Origin of the sequence: Lysinibacillus sp. C5.1 (genome assembly GCF_016350185.1) — a bacterium.
Lineage (GTDB): Bacteria > Bacillota > Bacilli > Bacillales_A > Planococcaceae > Lysinibacillus > Lysinibacillus sphaericus.
Genome location: NZ_CP066226.1, coordinates 2,473,783 through 2,495,119, shown reverse-complemented (window position 1 = coordinate 2,495,119; position 21,337 = coordinate 2,473,783). Strand labels below are relative to the sequence as shown.

At 38.8% G+C, this 21,337-nt stretch carries 20 protein-coding genes and 2 riboswitches; of the genes, 13 read left to right on the top strand and 7 right to left on the bottom strand.

The window, feature by feature from the left end; genetic code table 11:
- The 5 genes from phaZ (at nucleotide 1) to panF (ending at nucleotide 5,065) form a co-directional block, all read left to right on the top strand.
- Nucleotides 1–912 carry an intracellular short-chain-length polyhydroxyalkanoate depolymerase gene (gene phaZ / locus I5435_RS12025; RefSeq protein WP_025219462.1) on the top strand — a complete coding sequence of 304 codons (912 nt, stop codon included), beginning with the start codon at nucleotides 1–3 and terminating at the stop codon, nucleotides 910–912.
- On the top strand, nucleotides 896–1,627 hold the full coding sequence (gene fabG, locus I5435_RS12020; RefSeq protein WP_025219463.1) for a 3-oxoacyl-ACP reductase FabG: 732 nt from the start codon (nucleotides 896–898) through the stop codon (nucleotides 1,625–1,627). The genes phaZ and fabG overlap by 17 nt, the downstream gene beginning before the upstream one ends.
- 17 nt (nucleotides 1,628–1,644) lie before the next feature.
- A complete protein-coding gene (locus I5435_RS12015) occupies nucleotides 1,645–3,111 on the top strand; it encodes a class I adenylate-forming enzyme family protein (RefSeq protein WP_337982309.1) in 1,467 nt (488 codons plus the stop codon).
- 245 nt (nucleotides 3,112–3,356) lie between these two features.
- The gene (locus tag I5435_RS12010) at nucleotides 3,357–3,620 is read left to right on the top strand and encodes a YhdT family protein (protein WP_024361794.1); all 264 of its coding nucleotides are present in this window, start codon (nucleotides 3,357–3,359) and stop codon (nucleotides 3,618–3,620) included.
- Nucleotides 3,620–5,065, top strand: a complete 1,446-nt coding sequence (panF, locus tag I5435_RS12005) for a sodium/pantothenate symporter (RefSeq protein ID WP_024361793.1) — start codon at nucleotides 3,620–3,622, stop codon at nucleotides 5,063–5,065. The genes I5435_RS12010 and panF overlap by 1 nt, the downstream gene beginning before the upstream one ends.
- Nucleotides 5,066–5,160: 95 nt before the next feature.
- Here the strand turns inward: panF and I5435_RS12000 are convergent, their stop codons facing one another.
- A complete protein-coding gene (locus tag I5435_RS12000; RefSeq protein ID WP_024361792.1) occupies nucleotides 5,161–5,532 on the bottom strand; it encodes a nucleotide excision repair endonuclease in 372 nt (123 codons plus the stop codon).
- 243 nt (nucleotides 5,533–5,775) lie between these two features.
- Nucleotides 5,776–5,885: riboswitch (SAM riboswitch) on the top strand.
- A 100-nt stretch (nucleotides 5,886–5,985) separates the two neighbouring features.
- Here I5435_RS12000 and metA point away from each other — a divergent pair.
- Complete coding sequence (gene metA / locus I5435_RS11995) at nucleotides 5,986–6,921, top strand: homoserine O-acetyltransferase MetA (RefSeq protein ID WP_337982308.1); 936 nt, start codon at nucleotides 5,986–5,988, stop codon at nucleotides 6,919–6,921.
- A gap of 77 nt (nucleotides 6,922–6,998) precedes the next feature.
- Here the strand turns inward: metA and I5435_RS11990 are convergent, their stop codons facing one another.
- From I5435_RS11990 to plsY, 6 genes are all read right to left on the bottom strand, one after another.
- Nucleotides 6,999–8,156 (bottom strand): GerAB/ArcD/ProY family transporter, encoded by a 1,158-nt coding sequence (locus I5435_RS11990; RefSeq protein ID WP_337982307.1) that lies wholly within the window; start codon nucleotides 8,154–8,156, stop codon nucleotides 6,999–7,001.
- Nucleotides 8,157–8,184: 28 nt separating this feature from the next.
- Nucleotides 8,185–8,415 carry a hypothetical protein gene (locus I5435_RS11985; protein ID WP_024361789.1) on the bottom strand — a complete coding sequence of 77 codons (231 nt, stop codon included), beginning with the start codon at nucleotides 8,413–8,415 and terminating at the stop codon, nucleotides 8,185–8,187.
- A 6-nt stretch (nucleotides 8,416–8,421) separates the two neighbouring features.
- Nucleotides 8,422–9,618, bottom strand: coding sequence for a Ger(x)C family spore germination protein (locus I5435_RS11980; protein WP_337982306.1), 1,197 nt, complete (start codon nucleotides 9,616–9,618; stop codon nucleotides 8,422–8,424).
- A 28-nt stretch (nucleotides 9,619–9,646) separates the two neighbouring features.
- A complete protein-coding gene (locus tag I5435_RS11975; RefSeq protein ID WP_337982305.1) occupies nucleotides 9,647–11,182 on the bottom strand; it encodes a spore germination protein in 1,536 nt (511 codons plus the stop codon).
- A gap of 143 nt (nucleotides 11,183–11,325) precedes the next feature.
- On the bottom strand, nucleotides 11,326–11,616 hold the full coding sequence (locus tag I5435_RS11970; protein WP_024361786.1) for a HesB/YadR/YfhF family protein: 291 nt from the start codon (nucleotides 11,614–11,616) through the stop codon (nucleotides 11,326–11,328).
- 19 nt (nucleotides 11,617–11,635) lie between these two features.
- Complete coding sequence (gene plsY, locus I5435_RS11965; protein ID WP_024361785.1) at nucleotides 11,636–12,238, bottom strand: glycerol-3-phosphate 1-O-acyltransferase PlsY; 603 nt, start codon at nucleotides 12,236–12,238, stop codon at nucleotides 11,636–11,638.
- 655 nt (nucleotides 12,239–12,893) lie between these two features.
- Between plsY and parE the strand changes: the two genes are divergently transcribed.
- From parE to I5435_RS11930, 7 genes are all read left to right on the top strand, one after another.
- The gene (gene parE / locus I5435_RS11960; protein WP_024361784.1) at nucleotides 12,894–14,870 is read left to right on the top strand and encodes a DNA topoisomerase IV subunit B; all 1,977 of its coding nucleotides are present in this window, start codon (nucleotides 12,894–12,896) and stop codon (nucleotides 14,868–14,870) included.
- Nucleotides 14,867–17,299 carry a DNA topoisomerase IV subunit A gene (gene parC, locus I5435_RS11955; protein ID WP_337982304.1) on the top strand — a complete coding sequence of 811 codons (2,433 nt, stop codon included), beginning with the start codon at nucleotides 14,867–14,869 and terminating at the stop codon, nucleotides 17,297–17,299. The genes parE and parC overlap by 4 nt, the downstream gene beginning before the upstream one ends.
- A gap of 198 nt (nucleotides 17,300–17,497) precedes the next feature.
- A riboswitch (TPP riboswitch) is annotated at nucleotides 17,498–17,609 on the top strand.
- A 200-nt stretch (nucleotides 17,610–17,809) separates the two neighbouring features.
- Nucleotides 17,810–18,808 carry an ABC transporter substrate-binding protein gene (locus I5435_RS11950; RefSeq protein ID WP_337982303.1) on the top strand — a complete coding sequence of 333 codons (999 nt, stop codon included), beginning with the start codon at nucleotides 17,810–17,812 and terminating at the stop codon, nucleotides 18,806–18,808.
- Nucleotides 18,809–19,102: a thiamine-binding protein gene (locus I5435_RS11945; RefSeq protein ID WP_024361781.1), complete on the top strand. Its 294-nt coding sequence runs from the start codon at nucleotides 18,809–18,811 to the stop codon at nucleotides 19,100–19,102.
- Between the two features lie 8 nt (nucleotides 19,103–19,110).
- The gene (locus I5435_RS11940; protein WP_051147716.1) at nucleotides 19,111–19,872 is read left to right on the top strand and encodes an ABC transporter permease; all 762 of its coding nucleotides are present in this window, start codon (nucleotides 19,111–19,113) and stop codon (nucleotides 19,870–19,872) included.
- A complete protein-coding gene (locus tag I5435_RS11935; RefSeq protein ID WP_024361779.1) occupies nucleotides 19,847–20,596 on the top strand; it encodes an ABC transporter ATP-binding protein in 750 nt (249 codons plus the stop codon). The genes I5435_RS11940 and I5435_RS11935 overlap by 26 nt, the downstream gene beginning before the upstream one ends.
- Nucleotides 20,586–21,335 (top strand): TatD family hydrolase, encoded by a 750-nt coding sequence (locus I5435_RS11930; protein WP_337983868.1) that lies wholly within the window; start codon nucleotides 20,586–20,588, stop codon nucleotides 21,333–21,335. Before I5435_RS11935 ends, I5435_RS11930 begins: the two co-directional genes overlap by 11 nt.
- Nucleotides 21,336–21,337 lie beyond the last annotated feature (2 nt).

Here is a 21,337-nt window from a genome sequence, read left to right as displayed (position 1 = left end):
ATGTTACAAACGGTTCAACTAAAAAATGGGGAAACAATGGCTTATCGTAAGCGGGATGGAGGTAACCAAACGTTATTGTGTATTCATGGTAATATGACCTCCTCCAAACATTGGGATGTGCTGTTGGAATCTCTAGATACAAACTACACGATTTATGCCATTGATTTAAGAGGTTTTGGAGGTTCATCTTATCATCAACCTATTCGCGCTATTCAAGATTTTAGTGATGATGTCAAACTATTTGTGGATGCCATTGACTTAGACCATTTTGACATGATTGGCTGGTCCACAGGCGGAGCAGTATGCATGCAGTTTGTTGCAAATTATCCGGGTTATTGTCAACGGCTGATTTTATTAGCTTCCGCTTCGACAAGGGGGTATCCATTTTATAGTGATTTCGGTACGGGCATTCCAGCCGCATTCAAAAGAGCTGCCACGTATCAAGAAGTACTGATGGATACGTCGAAAACAAAGACGGTACAAGGTTTCTACGATACAAAAAATAGCCAAGGTCTGAAGTCGATTTGGGATACATTCATTTATACCCATCGTCAGCCCGACCCTGAACACTATGATGCCTATGTAGCCGATATGCTCACACAAAGAAATTTAGCCGAAGTTTACCACGCGTTAAATACTTTTAATTTAAGTGCAGTAGATAATGAAGTGGCGAAAGGGACGAATGAAGTACAACAACTAAACATTCCGATTTTAGTGTTAAGAGGAGACCGTGACTTAGTGATTACGGAGCAAATGAATGAGGAAACAATGGGCGATTTAGCAAAGCATGCACAATTTGTTAGTTTAAAAAATTGTGGGCATTCTCCGCTAATCGATGATTTACAACAACTGCTATTTGAAATTGAAACATTTTTACAATTTGGAGGGAAAATCAATGCGCTTAAACAATAAAGTAGCCATTATTACAGGGGCGGCAAACGGGATAGGATTTGCTGCAGCAGAACGATTCATAGAAGAAGGAGCCGTTGTATATCTTGCGGATTTTGATGACAACGCGGGAAAAATGGCAGCCAATCAACTAGGTGAAAAAGCTATATTCGTGCAGGTTAACGTAGCAGATAGAGAGAGTGTGAAAAAGCTTGTGACAACTGTGATCGAGCAAGCTGGTCGCATTGATATTTTAGTAAATAATGCAGGAATAACACGCGATGCCATGTTGTCAAAAATGACAGAAGACCAATTTCAACAAGTACTTGATGTCAACTTGTCAGGGGTTTTCCACTGCACGCAAGAAGTTAGTGTTCATATGATAGCTGCTGGATACGGAAAAATTATTAATACCTCCTCGGTAAGTGGTGTATATGGAAATGTAGGGCAAACAAATTATGCTGCTTCAAAGGCGGCGATTGTAGGTATGACAAAAACATGGGCAAAAGAGTTAGGGCGTAAAGGCATCAATGTAAATGCGGTGGCACCTGGATTTACAGAAACTGAAATGGTCAAAAAGATGCCTGAAACGGTACTGGAAAAAATGCGTGCAATCGTGCCACTTCAACGATTAGGTACACCTAGGGATATTGCTAATGCTTATTTATTTTTAGCATCTGAAGAGGCTTCCTATGTCCACGGTCATACACTCCATGTGGATGGCGCTATTATGATGTGATAAAGGAGGAGTTCAAGATGTTTGCAGAGCAAGCCTGGATTTTAAATCGTGCATCTTTAACACCGAATCGGCCAGCATTAGTGAACTTAGAAACAAATGAACAATGGACTTATCGGCAATTAACACTTGAAATCGCCAAATGGAGCCATTTTTTTGAAGTTCAAGGATTACAATCAGGTAGCCGAGTAGCGGTTTTTTCTCGAAATAATAGTCACTTATTTGCTATATTATTTGCTTGTGGATTACGGGGGCTGATTTATGTTCCTTTAAACTGGCGCTTAAGTGCAGAGGAGTTAAATGAAATTGTTGCAGATGCTACACCTTCTTTACTTTTATATGACCAAGGAATACCATGCCCTTTACAACTTGCAATGATGTACCCTATTCAACAAGTTCTGCCGTCAGCGACTATTGCGAGCTCAATAGAGCTGGATTTAAATGAACCTTGGCTAATGATTTATACAGGTGGCACAACTGGCAAAGCAAAGGGGGTAGTGTTGTCTTTCAATTCTGTAAATTGGAATGCAATTAATACAATTATTAGTTGGGGTTTATGTGAAGACGATTGTACGTTAAACTATATGCCCATGTTTCATACGGGTGGGCTTAACGCACTATCCATTCCATTGTTAATGGCGGGTGGGACGGTTGTTATCGGTGATAAGTTTGAAGCGGAAACAGCACTCAAAGCAATTAATTTCTATAAGACAACGATTTCGCTTTTTGTCCCAACGATGTATCAAGCCATGATAACGACAAACTATTTTCACAAAAGTAGTTTTCCCACTGTAAAAGTGTTTTTATCTGGCGGCGCACCGTGCCCTCTGCCGATATATGATGCGTTTTTTAAAAAGGGACTTTTTTTTAAAGAAGGTTATGGCTTAACAGAGGCTGGACCGAACAATTTTTATATCTCACGTGAAGAGGCTTATGTCAAAAAGGGGGCAGTGGGTAAAAGTATGCAATTTAATGAGGCGAAAATTATCAATCAAGCGGGTGAAAGCTGCGCTGCCCATGAAGTAGGCGAACTGTTCGTTAGAGGCAAGCATATGTTTCGATTTTATTGGAATAATCAGCAGGAAACCGACAATACGATACGAGATGGCTGGTTAAGGACTGGTGATTTAGCGACAATGGATGAAGAAGGGTATTTTTATATCGTCGGTCGTAGGAAAGACATGATTATTAGTGGTGGGGAGAACGTCTATCCGCAAGAAGTGGAGCAATGCATACTTCGTCATCAGCTCGTAAAAGAAGCGGCAGTCATTGGAGCACCAGATAATTATTGGGGCGAAATTGTCACAGCATTTATTGTCTGCCATCATAAGTCAGATACGTTAGTAGACGAAGTAGAAAACCTGTGTCGAAGCTATTTAGGTCACTATAAAATCCCGAAAAAAATTATTATGATTGATGAATTACCAAAAACGATTGTTGGGAAAATTGATAAAAAAGCACTTCAATTGCAATTAAAAAGCTCTTGAAGATAGGTAAGATGGGTGAAATCGCCACGAAAGACGCCGACACCGCCAATAAGTGGGGGAAAATCGCCACAAAAATCACAACAATCGTCCGAAAAGGCAGAAAGCGTATTCGGATTGGAGCCTTGTAAGATACCCATTTGATAGGGATTGTTCGCTAACTTTTGCTTTTTTTATCTACTTTTCTCACAATGCTTCCCATTAGTCCTACATCACAGTAAAATAGAGTAGGTTAGGGGGATTCTATTTTGAAAGATCAACGCTTTAAAATTGCGCATCGTGAGGCGCTTATTGGCATTGGGCTTGTATTTGTCAACTTTGCGATTTGGTACGGCTTTGCCTATGGTCTAGGTTCGGGGGATCCAACAGCGTATTCGTATGTATTGGGTTTCCCAGCTTGGTTTTTCTATAGTTGCATCGCTGGAACAGGTTTTATGATTGTATTAATCTGGCTCGTCTTAAAGCTCTTTTTTAAAGAGGTACCATTTGATGACGGGGAGGTGGATGAATAATGCATTGGCAAGTTATTTTTCCGCTTCTTGTTTTTTTAATTATTATTTTTGGGATTGGCATATGGGCGAATAAGCATGTTCGTTCATCGAATTCATTTTTACAGGAATATTTTCTTGGCGGTCGTGAAATGGGCGGCTTTATCCTAGCAATGACGATGATTGCCACGTATGGTAGTGCAAGCAGCTTTATCGGTGGACCGGGTGTTGCTTATAATAAAGGGCTTGGATGGGTCTTGTTAGCGATGGCTCAACTGCCAGCAGGCTATTTTGTACTGATGATACTAGGCAAGAAATTTGCCATTATTGCTCGCCGCTATCAAGCGATTACATTAATTGATTTTTTACGTGAACGCTACAAAAGCCATGTCATCGTTATATTGTCAGCGATTAGTATTATTGTCTTTTTATTTTCTGCGATGATGGCACAATGGGTCGGGGGCGCGCGCTTAATTGAATCATTAACAGGTCTTGACTATACAGCAGCACTCTTTATTTTTGCTGTTTCAGTATTAATTTATGTGATTATCGGAGGATTCCGTGCTGTAGCGTTAACGGATACGGTTCAAGGTTCCATTATGGTGATTGGTACTGTAATTTTACTGATTGGGACAATCGTTGCCGGTGGTGGCATCGATCAAATTATGACGTCCCTTGTTGCGGAAAATCCAAACCTAGTGTCACCATTTGGTGCTGAAGGGGAACTGACACCATTGTACGTCTCAACATTTTGGATTTTAATCGGCATTGGTGTGGTAGGGCTTCCTCAAATAGCAGTCCGCGCCATGAGCTATAAAGATTCCAAAAGCATGCATTTAGCGATTATTATTGGCACAATTGCTATTGGGACAATTATGTTCGGGATGCACTTGATTGGTGTATTAGCCCGTCCAGTAATTCCTGGCATTGAAATTGGTGATAAGGTAATGCCGTTGCTTACGTTAAAAGTGTTGCCGCCGTTTTTAGCGGGCATTGTGTTAGCAGCACCGATGGCAGCGACGATGTCTACCGTGAATGCGTTGCTGATGCTAGTTAGTTCAACAGTGGTAAAGGATATTTATTTGAACTATATCAAGCCCACTGCCAATGATCGAGAAATCAAGCGTGCTAGCTTCGTGGTAACAACGGTGATTGGTTTGGCAGTCGTTGTATTTGCGTTAAATCCGCCAGATTTACTTGTTTGGCTCAATTTATTTGCATTTGGTGGCTTAGAGGCTGTCTTTATTTGGTCAGTTGTCCTAGGGTTGTATTGGAAAAAAGCCAATAAATACGGGGCGATTGCGTCCATGATTACGGGCATGACGTTATATATTATGATTGATCGCTTTTATCCGACGATTTTTGGTATGCATACGGTGACCATCCCGATAGTAGCTTCATTGATTATCTTTGTTATCGTCAGTTGGCTAACAGCTCATAAATTTAAAGATGAAAAACTATTTATCTAATGATGAAAACCTCGAGTGACAACGCTTGGGGTTTTTCTTTTTGCCACTATAGAATAGAAAAACCGTTAGCATCATGTATGCTAACGGCTTGAATCTTAATAAAATACTTTATCTAGATTATATTTTGCACGGAATGTGTTAATCGCATATGTTTCGTAAATTTCACGTTCCATTGGATCATCAATTTCATACACTTCGATTTTGAAAATTTCATCACGGTATTTTTTCATTGGTGATACATTATCTTCAAAATGCTTTTTAATACGTTGGCGAATTTTACGTGCTTTCCCTACAAATAATAGCTCATTTTTTTCATTATAAAATAAGAAAATGCCACCTTTTTCGCGAGTGATTTTATGGAAATCAATAAATCCGTGGAAAGGCGTAATTTCTACATCCCCTGGTTTTAATACTTGCTCACGTTGACGAATTACTAAGTCTGGTTTTGGGAGTTCAATTTTAATCAAAATATTCACGTTCCTCTCTGTTACTAAAGGTATATGTTAACATAATACCTCTATGATTGCCATTACGATTTATTGGTTCCATTAATTTTCGTGTATGCCTATTAGAATTGGGACTGGCTGTCAAAAATATAACTTGATAGTAGTGTTTAACAATTCATAAGCTTCCATTCATTTAAATACAAAATATTCTATGTATTATTGAAATTCTTAATTGTTCATGATACAATTCTTTTTAATTGAATAATCTTATCAAGAGAAGCTGAGGGATTTGGCCCTATGACGCTTCAGCAACCTCTAACATTGTTAGAAAGGTGCTAATTCCACCAAAGGATTTTTCCTTTGAGAGATAAGAGTGAACGTGATAATTATCCTTCTCATTCTTGCTCTTATGGAATGAGGGGGATTTTTTAATTTACATAGAGAGAAAAAAATGAAAGAAAAGGGGACAACAATATGCCAATTAATATTCCGAAAAACTTACCAGCTGGAGAACATTTACGTGAGGAAAAAATATTCGTCATGGAAGAAGATCGTGCCAAAACACAACAAATTCGTCCGTTAAATATTTTAATATTTAATTTAATGCCGGAAAAAGAGAAAACAGAATTACAATTACTTCGATTGCTTGGAAATACGCCATTACAAGTCAATATAACATTTTTAAATACGGCAACACACGAGTCTAAAAATGTTAGTAAATCGCATTTACAACTCTTTTATTCAACATTTAATGAGATACGCCATCGTCGCTTTGACGGGATGATTATTACGGGTGCACCAGTGGAAAAAATGGCATTTGAAGAAGTGAATTATTGGGAAGAAATCTCAGAGATAATGGATTGGTCTGCTAAGAATGTCACATCTGTCTTGCATATCTGTTGGGGTGCACAGGCTGCCTTATATCATCACTATGGCATCGGAAAATTTGAATTACCAGAAAAGTGTTCGGGTGTATATTCACATGTGATTACGGATTTAACGGTCGATTTAGTAAGAGGATTTAGTGATTTATTTACAGCACCACATTCGCGGTATACTTCTGTTTCAATCGAAGAAGTACGCAATCATCCGAAATTACGTTTACTATCGTATTCAGAAGATGCAGGCGTTTTTATTGTCCAATCAAAAGATAATAAAAATATTATGATTACTGGGCACTTAGAATACGATGCGACAACACTAGCCGATGAATATAGTCGCGATGTGGCAAAAGGAATCGACATTGCAGTGCCTGTTAACTATTTCCCGAATGATGACCCAGCTAAAGAACCTATTAATACATGGCGAGCACATACCCATTTATTATTCTCCAATTGGCTAAACTACTATGTTTATCAAGAAACGCCGTATGAATGGGATTTTGTTGATGAAATTGAATACCATATCTAATTTGTCGCTTTCCATTTGCTTTTGTGAAGATTTAAAAAATCCAATTTCTCAATCGAAATACTGAGAAATTGGATTTTTTATGGTGTTTCACTTGAGTTCAATGTACTTTGGTCAGTTTGTTGATTTGAACAATCACCAGCTGTTTTGCTTTTTATCTTTCGCATTTTTGCAATGACAAGTAATAATAAGGCTAACAAGACAGTGAATAAGCCTGAATATAGCGGCCAAATTTTTTGATTATAATTATTAGAATGCACAATATTCGGATGAACAATTTGAGACAACGCAATCATGCACATTCCTAATGGCAAAATCAATGGTCGTGGATCTTTAATATTTAGGATTTGTGCTATACCTATTACAGAAGCATAAAAATAGAGAAAAGTTCGAATATAGATGGAGATAATCCACATGACAGCCATAACAATTTCAACACGTTGAAAGAAATTGCCTATAGAAATCCGTTGAGCCAGTGCATAGCTAGGAAATGACTCAATGGAAGTATTCGTTGGACCAATTACGAGTGTTGAGAGGGCGATAATGATAATTAATACAATTCCTCCGCAGAGCGTGCCGAAATAAAATCCTTTTTGTGCTGCTTTCGGTATATTAACAGCAGAAGGGAAAATCATAAGTAACATAACGAGCGGGAATGAAAAAATACTCATAAATTTAAGAATACCGGTTATTAAAGATGTTGTCTTTGTTTCAAAAATAGGTTGGATATTTTCAATATTAATTTGAGGCGAAATACAAACAAGAAATACAATAAATATAAATAGAAATATAGGAAATAGGATTTCTGCTGACCGTGCAAACACTTCAATGCCTAGAAACGATGCAAAAACAAGAATAATGGTAAATAATACAGCAAAGGACAAAGTAGGTGTCTCGGGCATTACTTCTGTTTGCATAAAGATGCCAATAAAATATAACAATTCACTAGCTGAAAAAAATGCGAGAGTGATAAACCCTAGAGAGGTCAAAGTTCCAAAAAATTTACCTAAAATTTTTCCATTTGCTTCGACAAACGTAAGGTGCGGTGTTTGAGTTCCAAGGCTTGTATACAATTTTACAATTAAAGAGCTTAATAAGACGCCAATAGTTGCGCCAATCCATGCATCTTGATGAAGCTGCTTTGTAATGCTCGCTGGCACAATTAATATGGCCGTCCCGATAGAATGGAGAAGGGTAATGATTGTAAATTGTCTGGCACTAAGTAATTGTTTTTCCATTAGTCACTACCCTTTCTAGTCATTCTTATTAAAAAAATGATAATAACATTTTCCTAATAGGTGTAAAAATAAATGTAATAAAATCTAATGGGCTAGGGATATTTATTTTTAAACCAATGGCGATATTTAAAATGGCGCCTATAAACAATAAAATAGAAAAGGCGAATATTGTTTTTTTTTCGCCTTTTTTCAACAATGGGGGAATCATAATATAAGCAATCATCAACGAAACAAGTATGACGATCATGCTAATGAACATCGTGAGTTACTCCTTTGAATTGTACAATAATGAGTTTTGGATTGTTCCTAATCCTTGAGTTGTGACCTGTACATCGATCGTAACAGGTACAGTTGGATAAAGTGTTGACCATTCTTTATGAATCTTTTCCCACTTTTTCGGATCGCTGCGATGGAGTGCCTCGCTAAAACCTAATAAATCGAGCTTATAATTTTTCTGAATAATAGCTAAAGTTTTTTCTGTATGTGCTTTTATCTTTTCTGCTGTCTTTTTGTCGATCTGTTGAATGGTGTGGTTTTGGGTTAAATTAATGGCACAATTCACTTCACCAATATTTTGCGTAACATCAATTTTTATCGTGATGTGCGGCGTACCATTTTTGAAAGTCCCTTTAATTTTGGAGGACGAACTCGTAATTTCAGTGGATAACTCTCCACCTTTAGGGCACGCGAGAACTTCTACTGTACTTTTAATTTTGTTATTCAAGTAATTAAAATAAATACTGTCATCTTCTGATAATAACCCGACTAATTTATCCTCTTTAAACATAGCGATACCCGCATATTTTAAAATAACAGGTGTTTTAATTCTTTCTACATTGGTTTGGTCAATCCCTAATTGCAAATCTCCTTGTATCTCAACTGCTGATAAAACGGCACTTTTTTCTTTACCACTAAGGGTGTTGAGCAATTCATCTGTGCGAACAGATAAGGTTGAGCCCCATGATTTTTCCGACACCTTGATCGAATTTAATAATTTATTGGCGGGCATTTTTTCAATGGGTGTTAAGACATTCAGCACTTCTTTTGCCGCTGTTTTATGAGATACTACAAGATCAAAGTCGTTTCTAAATTCATGATCTCTTGCAATAAAATCTAGTGGTTCGTTTAAGCCTGCCTCTGCTAATTCTTCACCTATTACGACAATTTGCAAATGAGCAAAATAAGGTTTCCGAGGTGTTAACGTTGTCATTCTTCTAATGGCCTCAAACACACTTTTTCCTTTAGCATGGTAGGTAACAACGGGTGCGCGTCCACTGGATGGTTGCTTTGAAGAAATTTGACTCGGATCTACTACTTGAATGGAAACTTCAAAATCCTCATCGACCTTATCGATACCTAGTGCCACGACGATTGCTAATTCGTTTAATTCTCGCTTACTCCAGCAACCACTCAATAATAAAGTGAGGATTAAGAATAACAAAATCATCTTTCTGTTTGACATGATGGATTCCTCATTTGCACTTTAATGTTTAGTTCTTTTTTTCGTGATATTGTTGTTCTCGAACATTATTTTTTTGACTAACCAGTCGGGGTCTTGTCAATAACTTTCTGCGTGGGAACAAGACCATCGCATCTTTTTGGTCTTTTACAATTAATGGCCCGAATGGACTCATATATGGAACACCAAAAGATCTTAAACTACATAAATGAAGGATAATCATCATAATGCCGAACATCACCCCAAATAAACCAAAAATCGCAGCTAATATCATAAGAGGGAAGCGTAGGACACGAATCGTATTTGATAAGCTGTAAGAAGGAAACAGGAAACTACAAATGGCTGTTAATGCCACGATAATGACCATCACCGCGGATACTACGCCAGCTTCCACGGCAGCTTGTCCTATTACTAACGTACCGACAATGGATACGGCTGGACCAATCGTTCTTGGCATCCGTAGACCTGCCTCTCGCAATATTTCAAAGGCAACTTCCATAATTAGTGCTTCAACGACGGCGGGGAAGGGCACGCCTTCTCGCTGTGAAGCGATACTAATAAGCATTGGCGTCGGAAGCATTTCTTGATGAAAGGTCGTAATAGCCACATATAAAGAAGGCATAATTAATGCAAGCGAAATACCAAAAAAACGTAAAAGGCGGATTAGGGAACTAATAATCCAATTTTGGTAATAATCTTCTGCAGCCTGTAAAAAGGATGTAAATACGACAGGGACGGTTAACACAAGAGGTGTTCCATCCACTAATATCGCAATTCGACCTTCTAATAATTCACCGGCAATAACATCTGGCCGTTCTGTATTATAAATCATTGGAAATATGGAATATTTCGAGTCCTGAATAAAATCCTCAATATAGCCGGTTTCTAATACACCATCAATTTTAATTCGATCTAGTCGGTCAAGCACCTCTTGTACAATTTTGTCATTGGCTATGCCATTGATATACATAACAGCTACATCTGTTTGGGTTACCTCTCCTATGACCCGAGATTTTATCCAAAGATTAGGGCTTTTTATTTTGCGACGAATGAGTGCTGTGTTGGTCCGCAATGTTTCAGTAAAAGATTCGCGGGGCCCTCTAATCACAGATTCTGTTTGTGGCTCGGTGACGGCTCGATCTTTTGCGTTTTTAGTATCTGTTCCAATTGCCACGGATTGCCCTGCTAATAAAATGACGGTCTCACCATTTAAAATGGACGTAAATAATGCGGTAAAATCAAAAAGATCTTTTACATCACCTACCGCTAAACAATGTTTTTTCATATAGTCATTTATGTTGTCAATTTTATTTTCCGGTTCGTTGTCAATTTCAAGCAGTAGATTTTCAAGTATAAAATCCGTAATAACAGTTTTGTCAGAAATACCATCAATGTTGATAATGGCGATAGCTAAACAATCAAGTTTGTCGATAATAATTTCACGAATAATCACATCATTACTATGACCAAGTGCTTCTTTGATTGTAAAAATATTTTCTGAAAGCGAAGTGTGCAGTAAATTCGATAATGGCTGTTGGGAGGTATTGTTGTTTTCTGAAACGGGCATTTATATTCCTCCTCAGAGTATAGATTGACTAGTATGAGGATGGTCAATTTTGCGGAGAGCTAAACCAAAACGAGTTAACTTAAGATGGTTTAGTTTTGAAAAAAAAACAGCATTTCCTTTCAATAGCGAAAGGAAATACTGTGTTATTTTTTATAGTCATACTTTAATTCGTGAAGTTGTTCGTCTACATCAACGTGTAAGGTATAATCGTTAAAAAACCATAAATCTTTTTCGTCAATATAGTATGTGACATCGTCTACTACAGTTTGAACGCCTATCTCAATTGGTTCTTCACGTGTCATCCCTAGGGAAAAACCTTCATGAAATGGACTTGAGCCACCATATCTAGCATAAAAGCGAATTGAATCACCTTTTTCGACTTCCATTTCATTTTTAAACCATTGTAAAGCTTGCGCTGTCAGTGCGATATTCATGCGAGAACTCCTTTCATTTTTAAAGCCATTTAACTTTTGGCTCCGTGCCATTTTTAATGCGCGAAATATTTGCTCGGTGTCGATAAATGATAAAGGTAAATAAAAAGGCTACTAAAATCCCTAATGCAAAGTCGCCTGTCACAAAATAATAGATTATCGAATAAATTAATGCGACGAGTGCCGCAATCATGGATGTGAGGCTGACAATTTTCGTGAGCTTTAATGTTACGATAAAAGTGATGAATAGTAAAATGAATAAAGGCCAAGAATAGCCTAGAAGGACGCCAGCTGAAGTAGCAACCGCTTTACCGCCACGGAAATTTGCAAAGATTGGGAACATATGTCCAATGACCGCAACAAGCCCTAAAATAAGTGAGTGGATCGTGACATCAGCAAATACTGGTAGCGTCACTAGTAACACGGCTGCTGTTCCTTTTAAAACATCCATCACCGTCACCACTAAACCCGCTTTTTTTCCTAATATACGGAAAGTATTGGTAGCCCCTAAATTGCCACTACCATGCTCGCGAATATCTGTTTTGTAAAATATTTTGCCAATCCATAACCCAGAAGGTATAGAGCCGATGAGATAGGCACATAAAATAATAAGTCCGTTTAACATAGGTGGACTCCTTTCATCCAAATAATAACACTTGGTACTAATAGTTTGTAACAAGTATTTTACACTTTTTCTCTTTAATCTACAATGATATGAAGGAGATTTCATCATGAGCCTTGAATTCAATACAAAAGGAAATAGTACTTCATGATTTCAAAAGTCACAGGCTTATGATAGCTTATGTACGGTTATTCGGAACTAGTATTGTATTAATACCTAAGTGCTTTCTTAAAATATAGGTAAAATGGCAATTTTGTCAATCATACATTCCTTTGGTAGAATAGAAGTCTATCTTTAATTTCTCTTGTGAAGCTATTAAAAATCATCACTCAACAGAAAACGCCTACCGATGATGTTTTGGTAGGCTGTAATGTTAAGTAATTAGAAGGCGTTCAATGCTCGCTTTAGTGAAGATAGCGCCTCTACAGTTGTCGTGGATTTTTGTTTGGTCGTACAAGGCAGTAAGCTTAAAATAAGTGCCGTCATTCATGACAGCAGCCTGCCCTTGATTGGCCTCTAAACAAAGTTCATAGAAGCAATTACGTTGTAGCGTAATTAAAAAAATATATATCTGTCACTAGCTATTGACAGGAAATGCTATTATTATTAGGATGAGAACGTAATCAGAACATGCGTTTGTTTTTTGGAGGGGAATCTTTTGGCGAATAAACAGTCACCTAGCGTCTATAATGATGACGCAATTCAAGTATTAGAAGGATTAGAAGCGGTACGAAAGCGACCCGGCATGTATATCGGTTCCACAGATGGCAGAGGACTTCATCACCTTGTATATGAAATCGTAGATAATGCGGTGGATGAAGCACTTGCTGGCTTTGGTTCTCATATCATTGTCACAATTCATAAAGATCAAAGTTTAAGCGTTCGCGATTTTGGACGTGGAATGCCAACAGGTATGCATAAAATGGGCAAACCTACCCCTGAAATTATTTTCACAGTCTTACATGCAGGTGGTAAATTTGGACAAGGCGGCTATAAAACGAGTGGCGGCTTACACGGTGTTGGCTCATCCGTTGTTAATGCCTTATCGACATTTTTAGAAGTGACGATTCATCGCGATGGCAAAAAATATAAACAGCGTTTTGAAAACGGTGGACATCCTGTGACGACTTTAGAAGAAATCGGACAGACAAAGCAAACAGGCACACTTGTACATTTCCTGCCAGATGACACGATCTTTTCCGTCACAAAATTTAATTATGATACACTGGCAGAACGTTTACGTGAGTCTGCATTTTTATTAAAAGGATTAAAAATTGAGTTAATTGATCAACGCGAGGAAGGCAAAGGTGATGTTTTCTTTTACGAAAACGGCATTGAAGCTTTCGTTGCGTATTTGAATGAGGAAAAAGATGTTCTTCATCCTGTCAAATATGTAGAGGGTGAGCAAGACGATATCGAAGTTGAATTTGCCTTCCAATTCAACGATGGTTATTCAGAAACAATCTTATCGTTTGTAAACAACGTCCGTACACGTGATGGTGGTACGCATGAAACCGGTGCAAAAGCTGCCTTGACAAGAGTTTTCAATGAATATGCACGGAAAATAGGATTACTAAAAGATAAAGATAAAAATCTTGAAGGGACAGATATTCGCGAAGGTTTAGCAGCAATTGTTTCTGTCCGTATTCCTGAACATTTACTACAATTTGAGGGGCAAACGAAAGGAAAGCTCGGTACAAGTGAAGCGCGTTCGGTAGTCGATAGTGTTGTCTCTGAACAAGTTTTATATGTGCTAGAAGAAAATGCGGAATTGTCTGCATCGCTTGTGCGAAAAGCGATTCGTGCGCAACAAGTACGTGAAGCGGCGCGAAAAGCACGCGAAGATGCTCGTAACGGGAAGAAAAGTAAAAAAGGAAGTACGATTCTTTCAGGAAAGCTAACACCTGCACAATCTCGCAATGCTGCGAAAAACGAATTATATTTAGTCGAAGGTGATTCTGCTGGCGGTTCAGCGAAACAAGGGCGAGATCGTACGTTTCAGGCGATTTTACCGTTGCGCGGTAAAGTCATTAATACCGAAAAAGCGAAGCTCCAAGATATTATGAAAAACGAGGAGATTTCCACAATTATTCATGCTATTGGTGCAGGAGTTGGAGCGGATTTCTCAGTAGAAGATTCAGCCTACGATAAAGTTGTCATTATGACCGATGCTGATACGGATGGCGCACATATTCAGGTGCTCCTATTAACATTCTTCTATCGTTATATGCGCCCATTAATTGAGGCTGGTAAAGTATTTATTGCGTTACCACCACTTTATAAAGTATCAAAGGGTGTAGGGAAAAAAGAGGTCATTGAATATGCTTGGACCGAAAATGATTTACAAAAAGCCATTAAAAAAGTGGGGAAAGGCTATATCCTACAACGTTATAAAGGACTTGGTGAGATGAATGCTGACCAACTGTGGGATACAACGATGAACCCTGAGACACGGACGTTAATTCGTGTCACGATTGAAGATGGGGCACGTGCTGAGCGTCGCGTGACAACGTTAATGGGCGATAAGGTAGAGCCGCGCCGTAAATGGATCGAAGCAAATGTTAACTTCGGCATGGAGGATGATTCGAATATTTTAGACAATGAATTCATCCAACAAGAGGAGGACCAAGCATGAGTAGTACGGAAAAGTTTCAAGATTTACCATTAGAAGAAGTAATGGGAGACCGTTTTGGTCGTTATAGTAAGTATATTATTCAAGACCGAGCGTTGCCAGATGCGCGCGACGGTCTTAAACCTGTACAGCGACGTATTTTATTTGCGATGTATACAGAAGGCAATACGAACGATAAACCGTTCCGTAAGTCTGCCAAAACGGTCGGGAATGTAATCGGTAACTATCATCCACACGGTGATAGTTCGGTATATGAAGCGATGGTGCGAATGAGTCAAGATTGGAAAGCGCGCCATATGCTGATTGAAATGCACGGAAATAATGGTTCTGTTGATGGAGATCCACCTGCTGCGATGCGTTATACAGAAGCAAGATTGTCAGCAATTGCAGCTGAAATGTTACGTGATATCGGTAAAAAGACAGTGGAGTTTGTACCGAATTTTGATGATCAGGATATGGAGCCAACAGTATTGCCTGCTCGCTTCCCGAATTTGCTTGTCAACGGGTCGACAGGAATATCTGCTGGTTATGCCACAGATATTCCCCCACATGCACTTGATGAGGTGTTAGATGCCGTTTTAATGCGTTTAGATCAACCGAATTCGACTGTCGATGAGCTAATGACGGTGATTAAAGGCCCTGACTTCCCAACAGGAGGGATTATTCAAGGTGTCGATGGTATTAAAAAGGCATATGAAACTGGACGCGGTAAAATTATTGTTCGAGCTCAAGCAGCCATTGAACCATTAAAAGGTGGGAAAGAGCAAATCGTTATTACAGAGTTACCTTATGATGTGAATAAGGCAAATCTTGTAAAGAAAATTGATGAACAACGCGTCGATAAACGCCTGGAAGGCATTGCAGAAATTCGAGATGAATCAGACCGTACTGGTTTACGCGTCGTGATTGAGTTAAAAAAAGACGTGCCAGCACAGGGCATTTTAAATTACTTATTTAAAACTACTGATTTGCAAGTAGCCTATAACTTTAATATGATTGCGATCCATAATCGTCGTCCAACGATGATGACATTGCCACTGCTACTTGATGCGTACATAGCCCATCAAAAAGAAGTGGTGACAAACCGCTCCATTTATGATTTACAAAAGGCAAAAGACCGTTCTCATATTGTTGATGGCTTGATTAAAGCACTGTCGATTTTAGATGAAGTAATTGCAACAATTCGTTCATCGAATGATAAGCGCGACGCAAAAACAAATTTACAGGTGAAATTTGACTTTACTGAAGTGCAATCGGAGGCGATTGTGAGCTTACAATTATACCGTTTAACGAATACGGATATTACAGAGCTACGTCGTGAACAAGATGAGTTAAATGCACTGATTGCGAAACTAGAAGGTATTTTGCATAGCGGGGCGAAACTTGTACGTGTCATTAAACAAGAATTACTCGACATTAAAAAACGTTTTTCTGAACCACGCCGTTCGAAAATCGAACAAGAGATTGAAGAAATTAAAATTACGTTAGACGTGCTTGTTCCAAGTGAGGATGTTGTGGTCACAGTGACGAAGGATGGCTATATTAAGCGTACATCCACACGTTCGCATGCAGCATCTAATGGACAAGATTTTGCCATGAAAGACTCCGATTATTTACTGTATGAGGCAACGTTAAATACCCAGCATCATCTGTTGTTGTTCACAAATCGTGGGAATTATATTTATCAGCCTGTACATGAATTGCCGGATATTCGTTGGAAAGATCTTGGTCAGCATATCTCAAGTATTGTGCCAACAGGGGAAGATGAAACAATTATTGCAGTCTATGGTTTTGATTCCTTTGACCAGCCAAACACCTATATTTTAACCGCTACAAAGGAAGGGCAAATTAAGCGCTCGCCACTGCCAGATTATGCAGTAACTCGTTATTCGAAGCCTATTAAGACGATGAATGTCAAATCAGGCGATGAAATGATCATGGCCGATATTGTTTCAGACGAGGCAGAGCTGTTATTGATTACTGATACAGCCTACGCTATCCGCTTCCCAATTGAAGAACTTCCTGTCACAGGTGTTAAAACGGGTGGCGTGAAAGGTATCACGTTAAAAGATGGGGAAGTACTTGTTGGTGTAACAATATTAAAGCCGTCTGATACAGAGTATGTCGTGATTGTTACCCAACGAGGTGCTGTGAAGAAGATGAATGTCGCTGAAGTCGATATGGCAAGTAGAGCAAAACGTGGTTTAAAAGTGTTAACCGAATTAAAAGCCAATCCACATCGTATAGTTGCGGTAGTAAAAGCAAGTGATAAGGAGCAAGTCATTGTTGAAACAGAAAAAGGCGTAAAAGAAATCATTGATGTCAAAGGTTTAACGCGCGCAGATCGCCATTCGAATGGCTCCTTTAAAATAGATATCGCTACAGACGGTACCATTTCTCATGTAATGAAAATGAAAAAAGAAGAGGAATAATTTATTATGCCCATGTTCTTATACAGAACTGGGCTTTTTTCATCTAGCAAAATGCTTTGGAAAACGAATTACTAATTAGAAAGAAGTTTGCTCGCTTATGATAGGCATCGACAGCAAGGCTGATTTTAAAGGTTTAAAAATACGAGCTTGTCATTTGAAGATAGATAGGGGTATAATAATCAACGAAAAGTTCATAAGTTAAGAATGTAGGGGGGCTGGAAGTTGCCAGCTGAGATTGCGTCCGTTCAGATGCTGACCCTTTGAACCTGATTTGGCTCGTACCAGCGTAGGGAACATCTATTCAAAAATATTCGTACACTATTTTTTGATACCGTTTGCAAACGCCTGGGATAATTCCTAGGCGTTTTTTGTTTAAGGATGAAGAATTCCCTTAAGCAGTTAGAAAACAATGAGCATCGTCTGCAAACGGATTAAAAACAGCATACGCTTTTCTTCTGGTGAAACATTCAATCATGAACACTTTCAAATTACTTGCTAGGAGGATATAGCATGAAAAAATGGTTAATCATTATGGTTGCTGCACTAATTACATTAGTTGGATGTAGCGCAAAAGAAGACAAAAAAGAGGAAGCCAGTTCAGAAAAAAAAATATCAGTTGTACTGGACTGGACACCTAATACGAATCATACGGGACTTTATGTGGCGCAAAAGCTTGGCTATTTTAAAGAGCAAGGCTTAGACGTAGAGATTATTTTACCAGGTGATGCAGGTGCTGATCAGCTTGTGGCGTCTGGGAAATCAGAGTTTGGCGTAAGCATCCAAGAAGGCATTACGCAAGCTCGTGTACAAGGTGTACCACTTGTATCGATTGCTGCAATTATTCAACATAATACTTCAGGTTTTGCATCACTTGCTTCAAAAGGCATTACATCACCAAAAGATTACGAAGGAAAAACCTATGGTGGCTGGGGTGCTCCAGTGGAACAAGCTGTTTTACAGTCACTGATGCAAACAGAAAATGCTGATATAAACAAATTAGATATCGTCAATGCGGGAGATATCGACTTTTTCACAATGATGCAAAAGGATATTGATTTTGCGTGGATTTATTATGCTTGGACAGGTATTGAGGCAGAACTTCGTGGGGAAAAGTTAAATATGCAGTATTTAACCGACTATAGTGAGCAGCTTGATTATTACACACCTGTATTGGCAACGAATGAAAAAATGATAAAGGATAATCCTGATGTCGTAAAGGCATTTGTCGCAGCTACTGCTAAAGGCTATGAATATGCGATAGCGCATCCGAGTGAAGCGGCTGATATTTTACTTGAAGCGGTACCTGATTTGGATAAAGAGCTTGTGCATAAAAGTCAGGAATGGTTAGCGGGTAAATATCAAGATGATGCGGCGCAATGGGGAGAACAAAAGTTAGCAGTTTGGGAAAACTATGCGGACTGGATGACACAGAATAACGTTTTAGAAGGCGACTTTAATGCACAACAAGCATTTACAAACGACTTCTTACCAAAGAAAGGAGCAAAATAAATGGCGAATTCATTAATTAGTGTACAAATCATACCTAAAACAGAAAAATATGAGGATGTGATCCCATTTGTAGATGCGGCAATAGCTGTAATCGATGCTTCCGGTGTGCACTATGAGGTGCATCCACTGGAAACAACAATGGAGGGTGAATTATCCACTTTGTTACAAATTATTGAAGAGATGAATAAAAAGATGATTGACTTAGGCGCTATCAATGTTATTACACAAGTGAAAATTTTATATCAGCCAGCTGGTATTACAATGGGAACATTAACGGAGAAATATCGAGGGTGAAACAGGTAATGCTGAAAGGAAGGTCGATTATTTTTATCGCCTTCCTCTTATTCATATGGGAACTTATTATACGTGTAGCTGATATCCCGCATTGGCTATTGCCAGCGCCAAGTGCCATTATGATTGAAGGTATTGAATCGTATTCAACGTTTATTCCCCATGTTTGGGCCACGATTCAGCTAGCATTATTAGGGCTTGCTATTGGTGTGATGTGTGGCTTAAGCGTTGCGGTATTTTTACATCGCTCATCAACCATTAGAGCGTTTGTTTATCCGATTCTTATTGTGTCTCAAAATGTGCCAGTGCTCGTTTTAGCGCCATTATTAATTATTTGGTTTGGCTTTGGCCTGTTACCCAAGCTGATTATTATTTGTCTCGTTTGCTTCTTTCCAATCGTTATCGCGGCGATGGATGGGTTTCGCCAAACCTCTCCTGAGCTCAAACATTATTTTGCAATGATTGGTGCTACGAAGGGGCAAACATTTTGGAAATTAGAATGGCCTTATGCGTATCCATCTATCTTTTCCGGTATTAAGATTGCGGCGACCTATAGTGTGATGGGAGCGGTCATTGCTGAATGGCTTGGTGCAAAAAAGGGAATTGGTGTTTATATGACGCTCGCACAATCATCGTTTCGAACGGATCGCGTCTTTGTAGCGATATTTGCGATTGTCTTATTAAGTTTATTGTTATTTAGTGTGATTCGTTTTGTAGAAAAGCTTGTTGTAAAGGGGAGGGGCGCACATGCTGAACATTCAAGACATATCTAAGTCCTTTGGCTCGCTTGAAGTAGTGTATAATTTATCCTTTACCGTACAGGAAGGTGAATTTGTGGCAATCATTGGTCCTTCAGGTAGCGGAAAAAGCACACTCTTTCAATTGATAGGAGGAATAACGCCTGTCGATCGCGGAGCTATTTTGTTAAATGGAGACAATATTCAACGAAAAACAGGTAGCATTGGCTATATGCCCCAACAACCTTGCTTATTACCGTGGCGGACGATTTTAGAAAATGTCATGATTGTTGAAGAATTGCAGCGTCGTCCGAATAAAGAGCTTGCCAAAGCGTGGCTAGAAAAGGTTGGTCTTGCTTCGTTTGAAAATGCTTATCCGCATGCATTATCAGGAGGCATGCAGCAACGTGTATCATTTTTGCGTGCTATCGTCAGTGGAAAACCGATACTATGCTTAGATGAACCTTTTTCAGCGCTCGATGAGTTTACAAGATTAGAAATGCAGGCATGGTTGTTATCTATTTGGGAGGAGCATAAAAAATCTATCCTATTCGTGACACATAGTATTGAAGAAGCGCTATTTTTAGCGGATCGTATTATTGTATTAACGAAACGTCCAGCGACGGTTAAGGAAGAAATCATTGTGCCGTTTGCACGACCACGTTCCGAGGAAATTCGTCATTCCACTCAATTTACACAGTTAAAACAACAACTTTTTCAGTATTTAAAGGAAGAAAAGGACGATGCATATGTTGATTGATGCACATATTCATTTAGATCAGTATCAAGAAGAAGAATTACCTTTGCTACTTGATGAGGCGCAAACGGTTATAGCGGTCAGTACGGACTTACAATCTTGTGAGAAAACGCTGAAGTTATCGAGAGCCTATGCGAAGGTCAAGGCAGCATATGGTTTTCATCCTGAACAGTCGTTGCCTAATGATAAGGAGAAAGAAGCTTTATTTAATTGGATACGACTGCACGCAAGTGAGATGATTGCTGTTGGAGAGGTTGGTTTACCTTATTATCGAAAACAGACGCATGTATTGGATGAGCGCCCTTATATAGCGTTATTAGAACAATTTATTTTGTTAGCGCAAGAACTTCACAAACCGATAGTGTTACATGCTGTTTATGAGGATGCACTAATCACTTGTGATTTACTTGAGAAACATGGTGTAAAGAAAGCTCATTTTCATTGGTTCAAGGGAAGTGATGAGGCAATTGTGCGCATGATACATAATGGTTATTATATTTCCATTACGCCTGATTGTGGTTATGAAGCGGAAATACAAGATTTGATTACAAAGTATCCATTGGAACTGATGATGGTGGAAACGGATGGACCTTGGCCATTTGAAGGACCTTTTGACAAGGCTCGAACATCGCCGTCTATGATGGCTAAAAGTATTGAAGTCATTGCAATGCTTAAAGGTATAACAACGCAAGAAGCGGCCAATACTTTGACACGAAACACAAAATTATTTTACGATTTATAAAG

Bases quoted from the DNA above. Each gene is read 5' to 3' on its own strand.
- I5435_RS11985 (WP_024361789.1), bottom strand. From the start codon at position 8,415: ATGTTCATTAGCATGATCGTCATACTTGTTTCGTTGATGATTGCTTAT.
- I5435_RS12015 (WP_337982309.1), top strand. From the start codon at position 1,645: ATGTTTGCAGAGCAAGCCTGGATTTTAAATCGTGCATCTTTAACACCG.
- I5435_RS11975 (WP_337982305.1), bottom strand. From the start codon at position 11,182: ATGCCCGTTTCAGAAAACAACAATACCTCCCAACAGCCATTATCGAAT.
- I5435_RS11935 (WP_024361779.1), top strand. From the start codon at position 19,847: ATGCTGAACATTCAAGACATATCTAAGTCCTTTGGCTCGCTTGAAGTA.
- parC (WP_337982304.1), top strand. From the start codon at position 14,867: ATGAGTAGTACGGAAAAGTTTCAAGATTTACCATTAGAAGAAGTAATG.
- I5435_RS11970 (WP_024361786.1), bottom strand. From the start codon at position 11,616: ATGAATATCGCACTGACAGCGCAAGCTTTACAATGGTTTAAAAATGAA.
- I5435_RS11945 (WP_024361781.1), top strand. From the start codon at position 18,809: ATGGCGAATTCATTAATTAGTGTACAAATCATACCTAAAACAGAAAAA.
- metA (WP_337982308.1), top strand. From the start codon at position 5,986: ATGCCAATTAATATTCCGAAAAACTTACCAGCTGGAGAACATTTACGT.
- I5435_RS11930 (WP_337983868.1), top strand. From the start codon at position 20,586: ATGTTGATTGATGCACATATTCATTTAGATCAGTATCAAGAAGAAGAA.
- plsY (WP_024361785.1), bottom strand. From the start codon at position 12,238: ATGTTAAACGGACTTATTATTTTATGTGCCTATCTCATCGGCTCTATA.
- phaZ (WP_025219462.1), top strand. From the start codon at position 1: ATGTTACAAACGGTTCAACTAAAAAATGGGGAAACAATGGCTTATCGT.
- I5435_RS11950 (WP_337982303.1), top strand. From the start codon at position 17,810: ATGAAAAAATGGTTAATCATTATGGTTGCTGCACTAATTACATTAGTT.
- I5435_RS11980 (WP_337982306.1), bottom strand. From the start codon at position 9,618: ATGTCAAACAGAAAGATGATTTTGTTATTCTTAATCCTCACTTTATTA.
- panF (WP_024361793.1), top strand. From the start codon at position 3,620: ATGCATTGGCAAGTTATTTTTCCGCTTCTTGTTTTTTTAATTATTATT.
- I5435_RS11940 (WP_051147716.1), top strand. From the start codon at position 19,111: ATGCTGAAAGGAAGGTCGATTATTTTTATCGCCTTCCTCTTATTCATA.
- fabG (WP_025219463.1), top strand. From the start codon at position 896: ATGCGCTTAAACAATAAAGTAGCCATTATTACAGGGGCGGCAAACGGG.
- I5435_RS11990 (WP_337982307.1), bottom strand. From the start codon at position 8,156: ATGGAAAAACAATTACTTAGTGCCAGACAATTTACAATCATTACCCTT.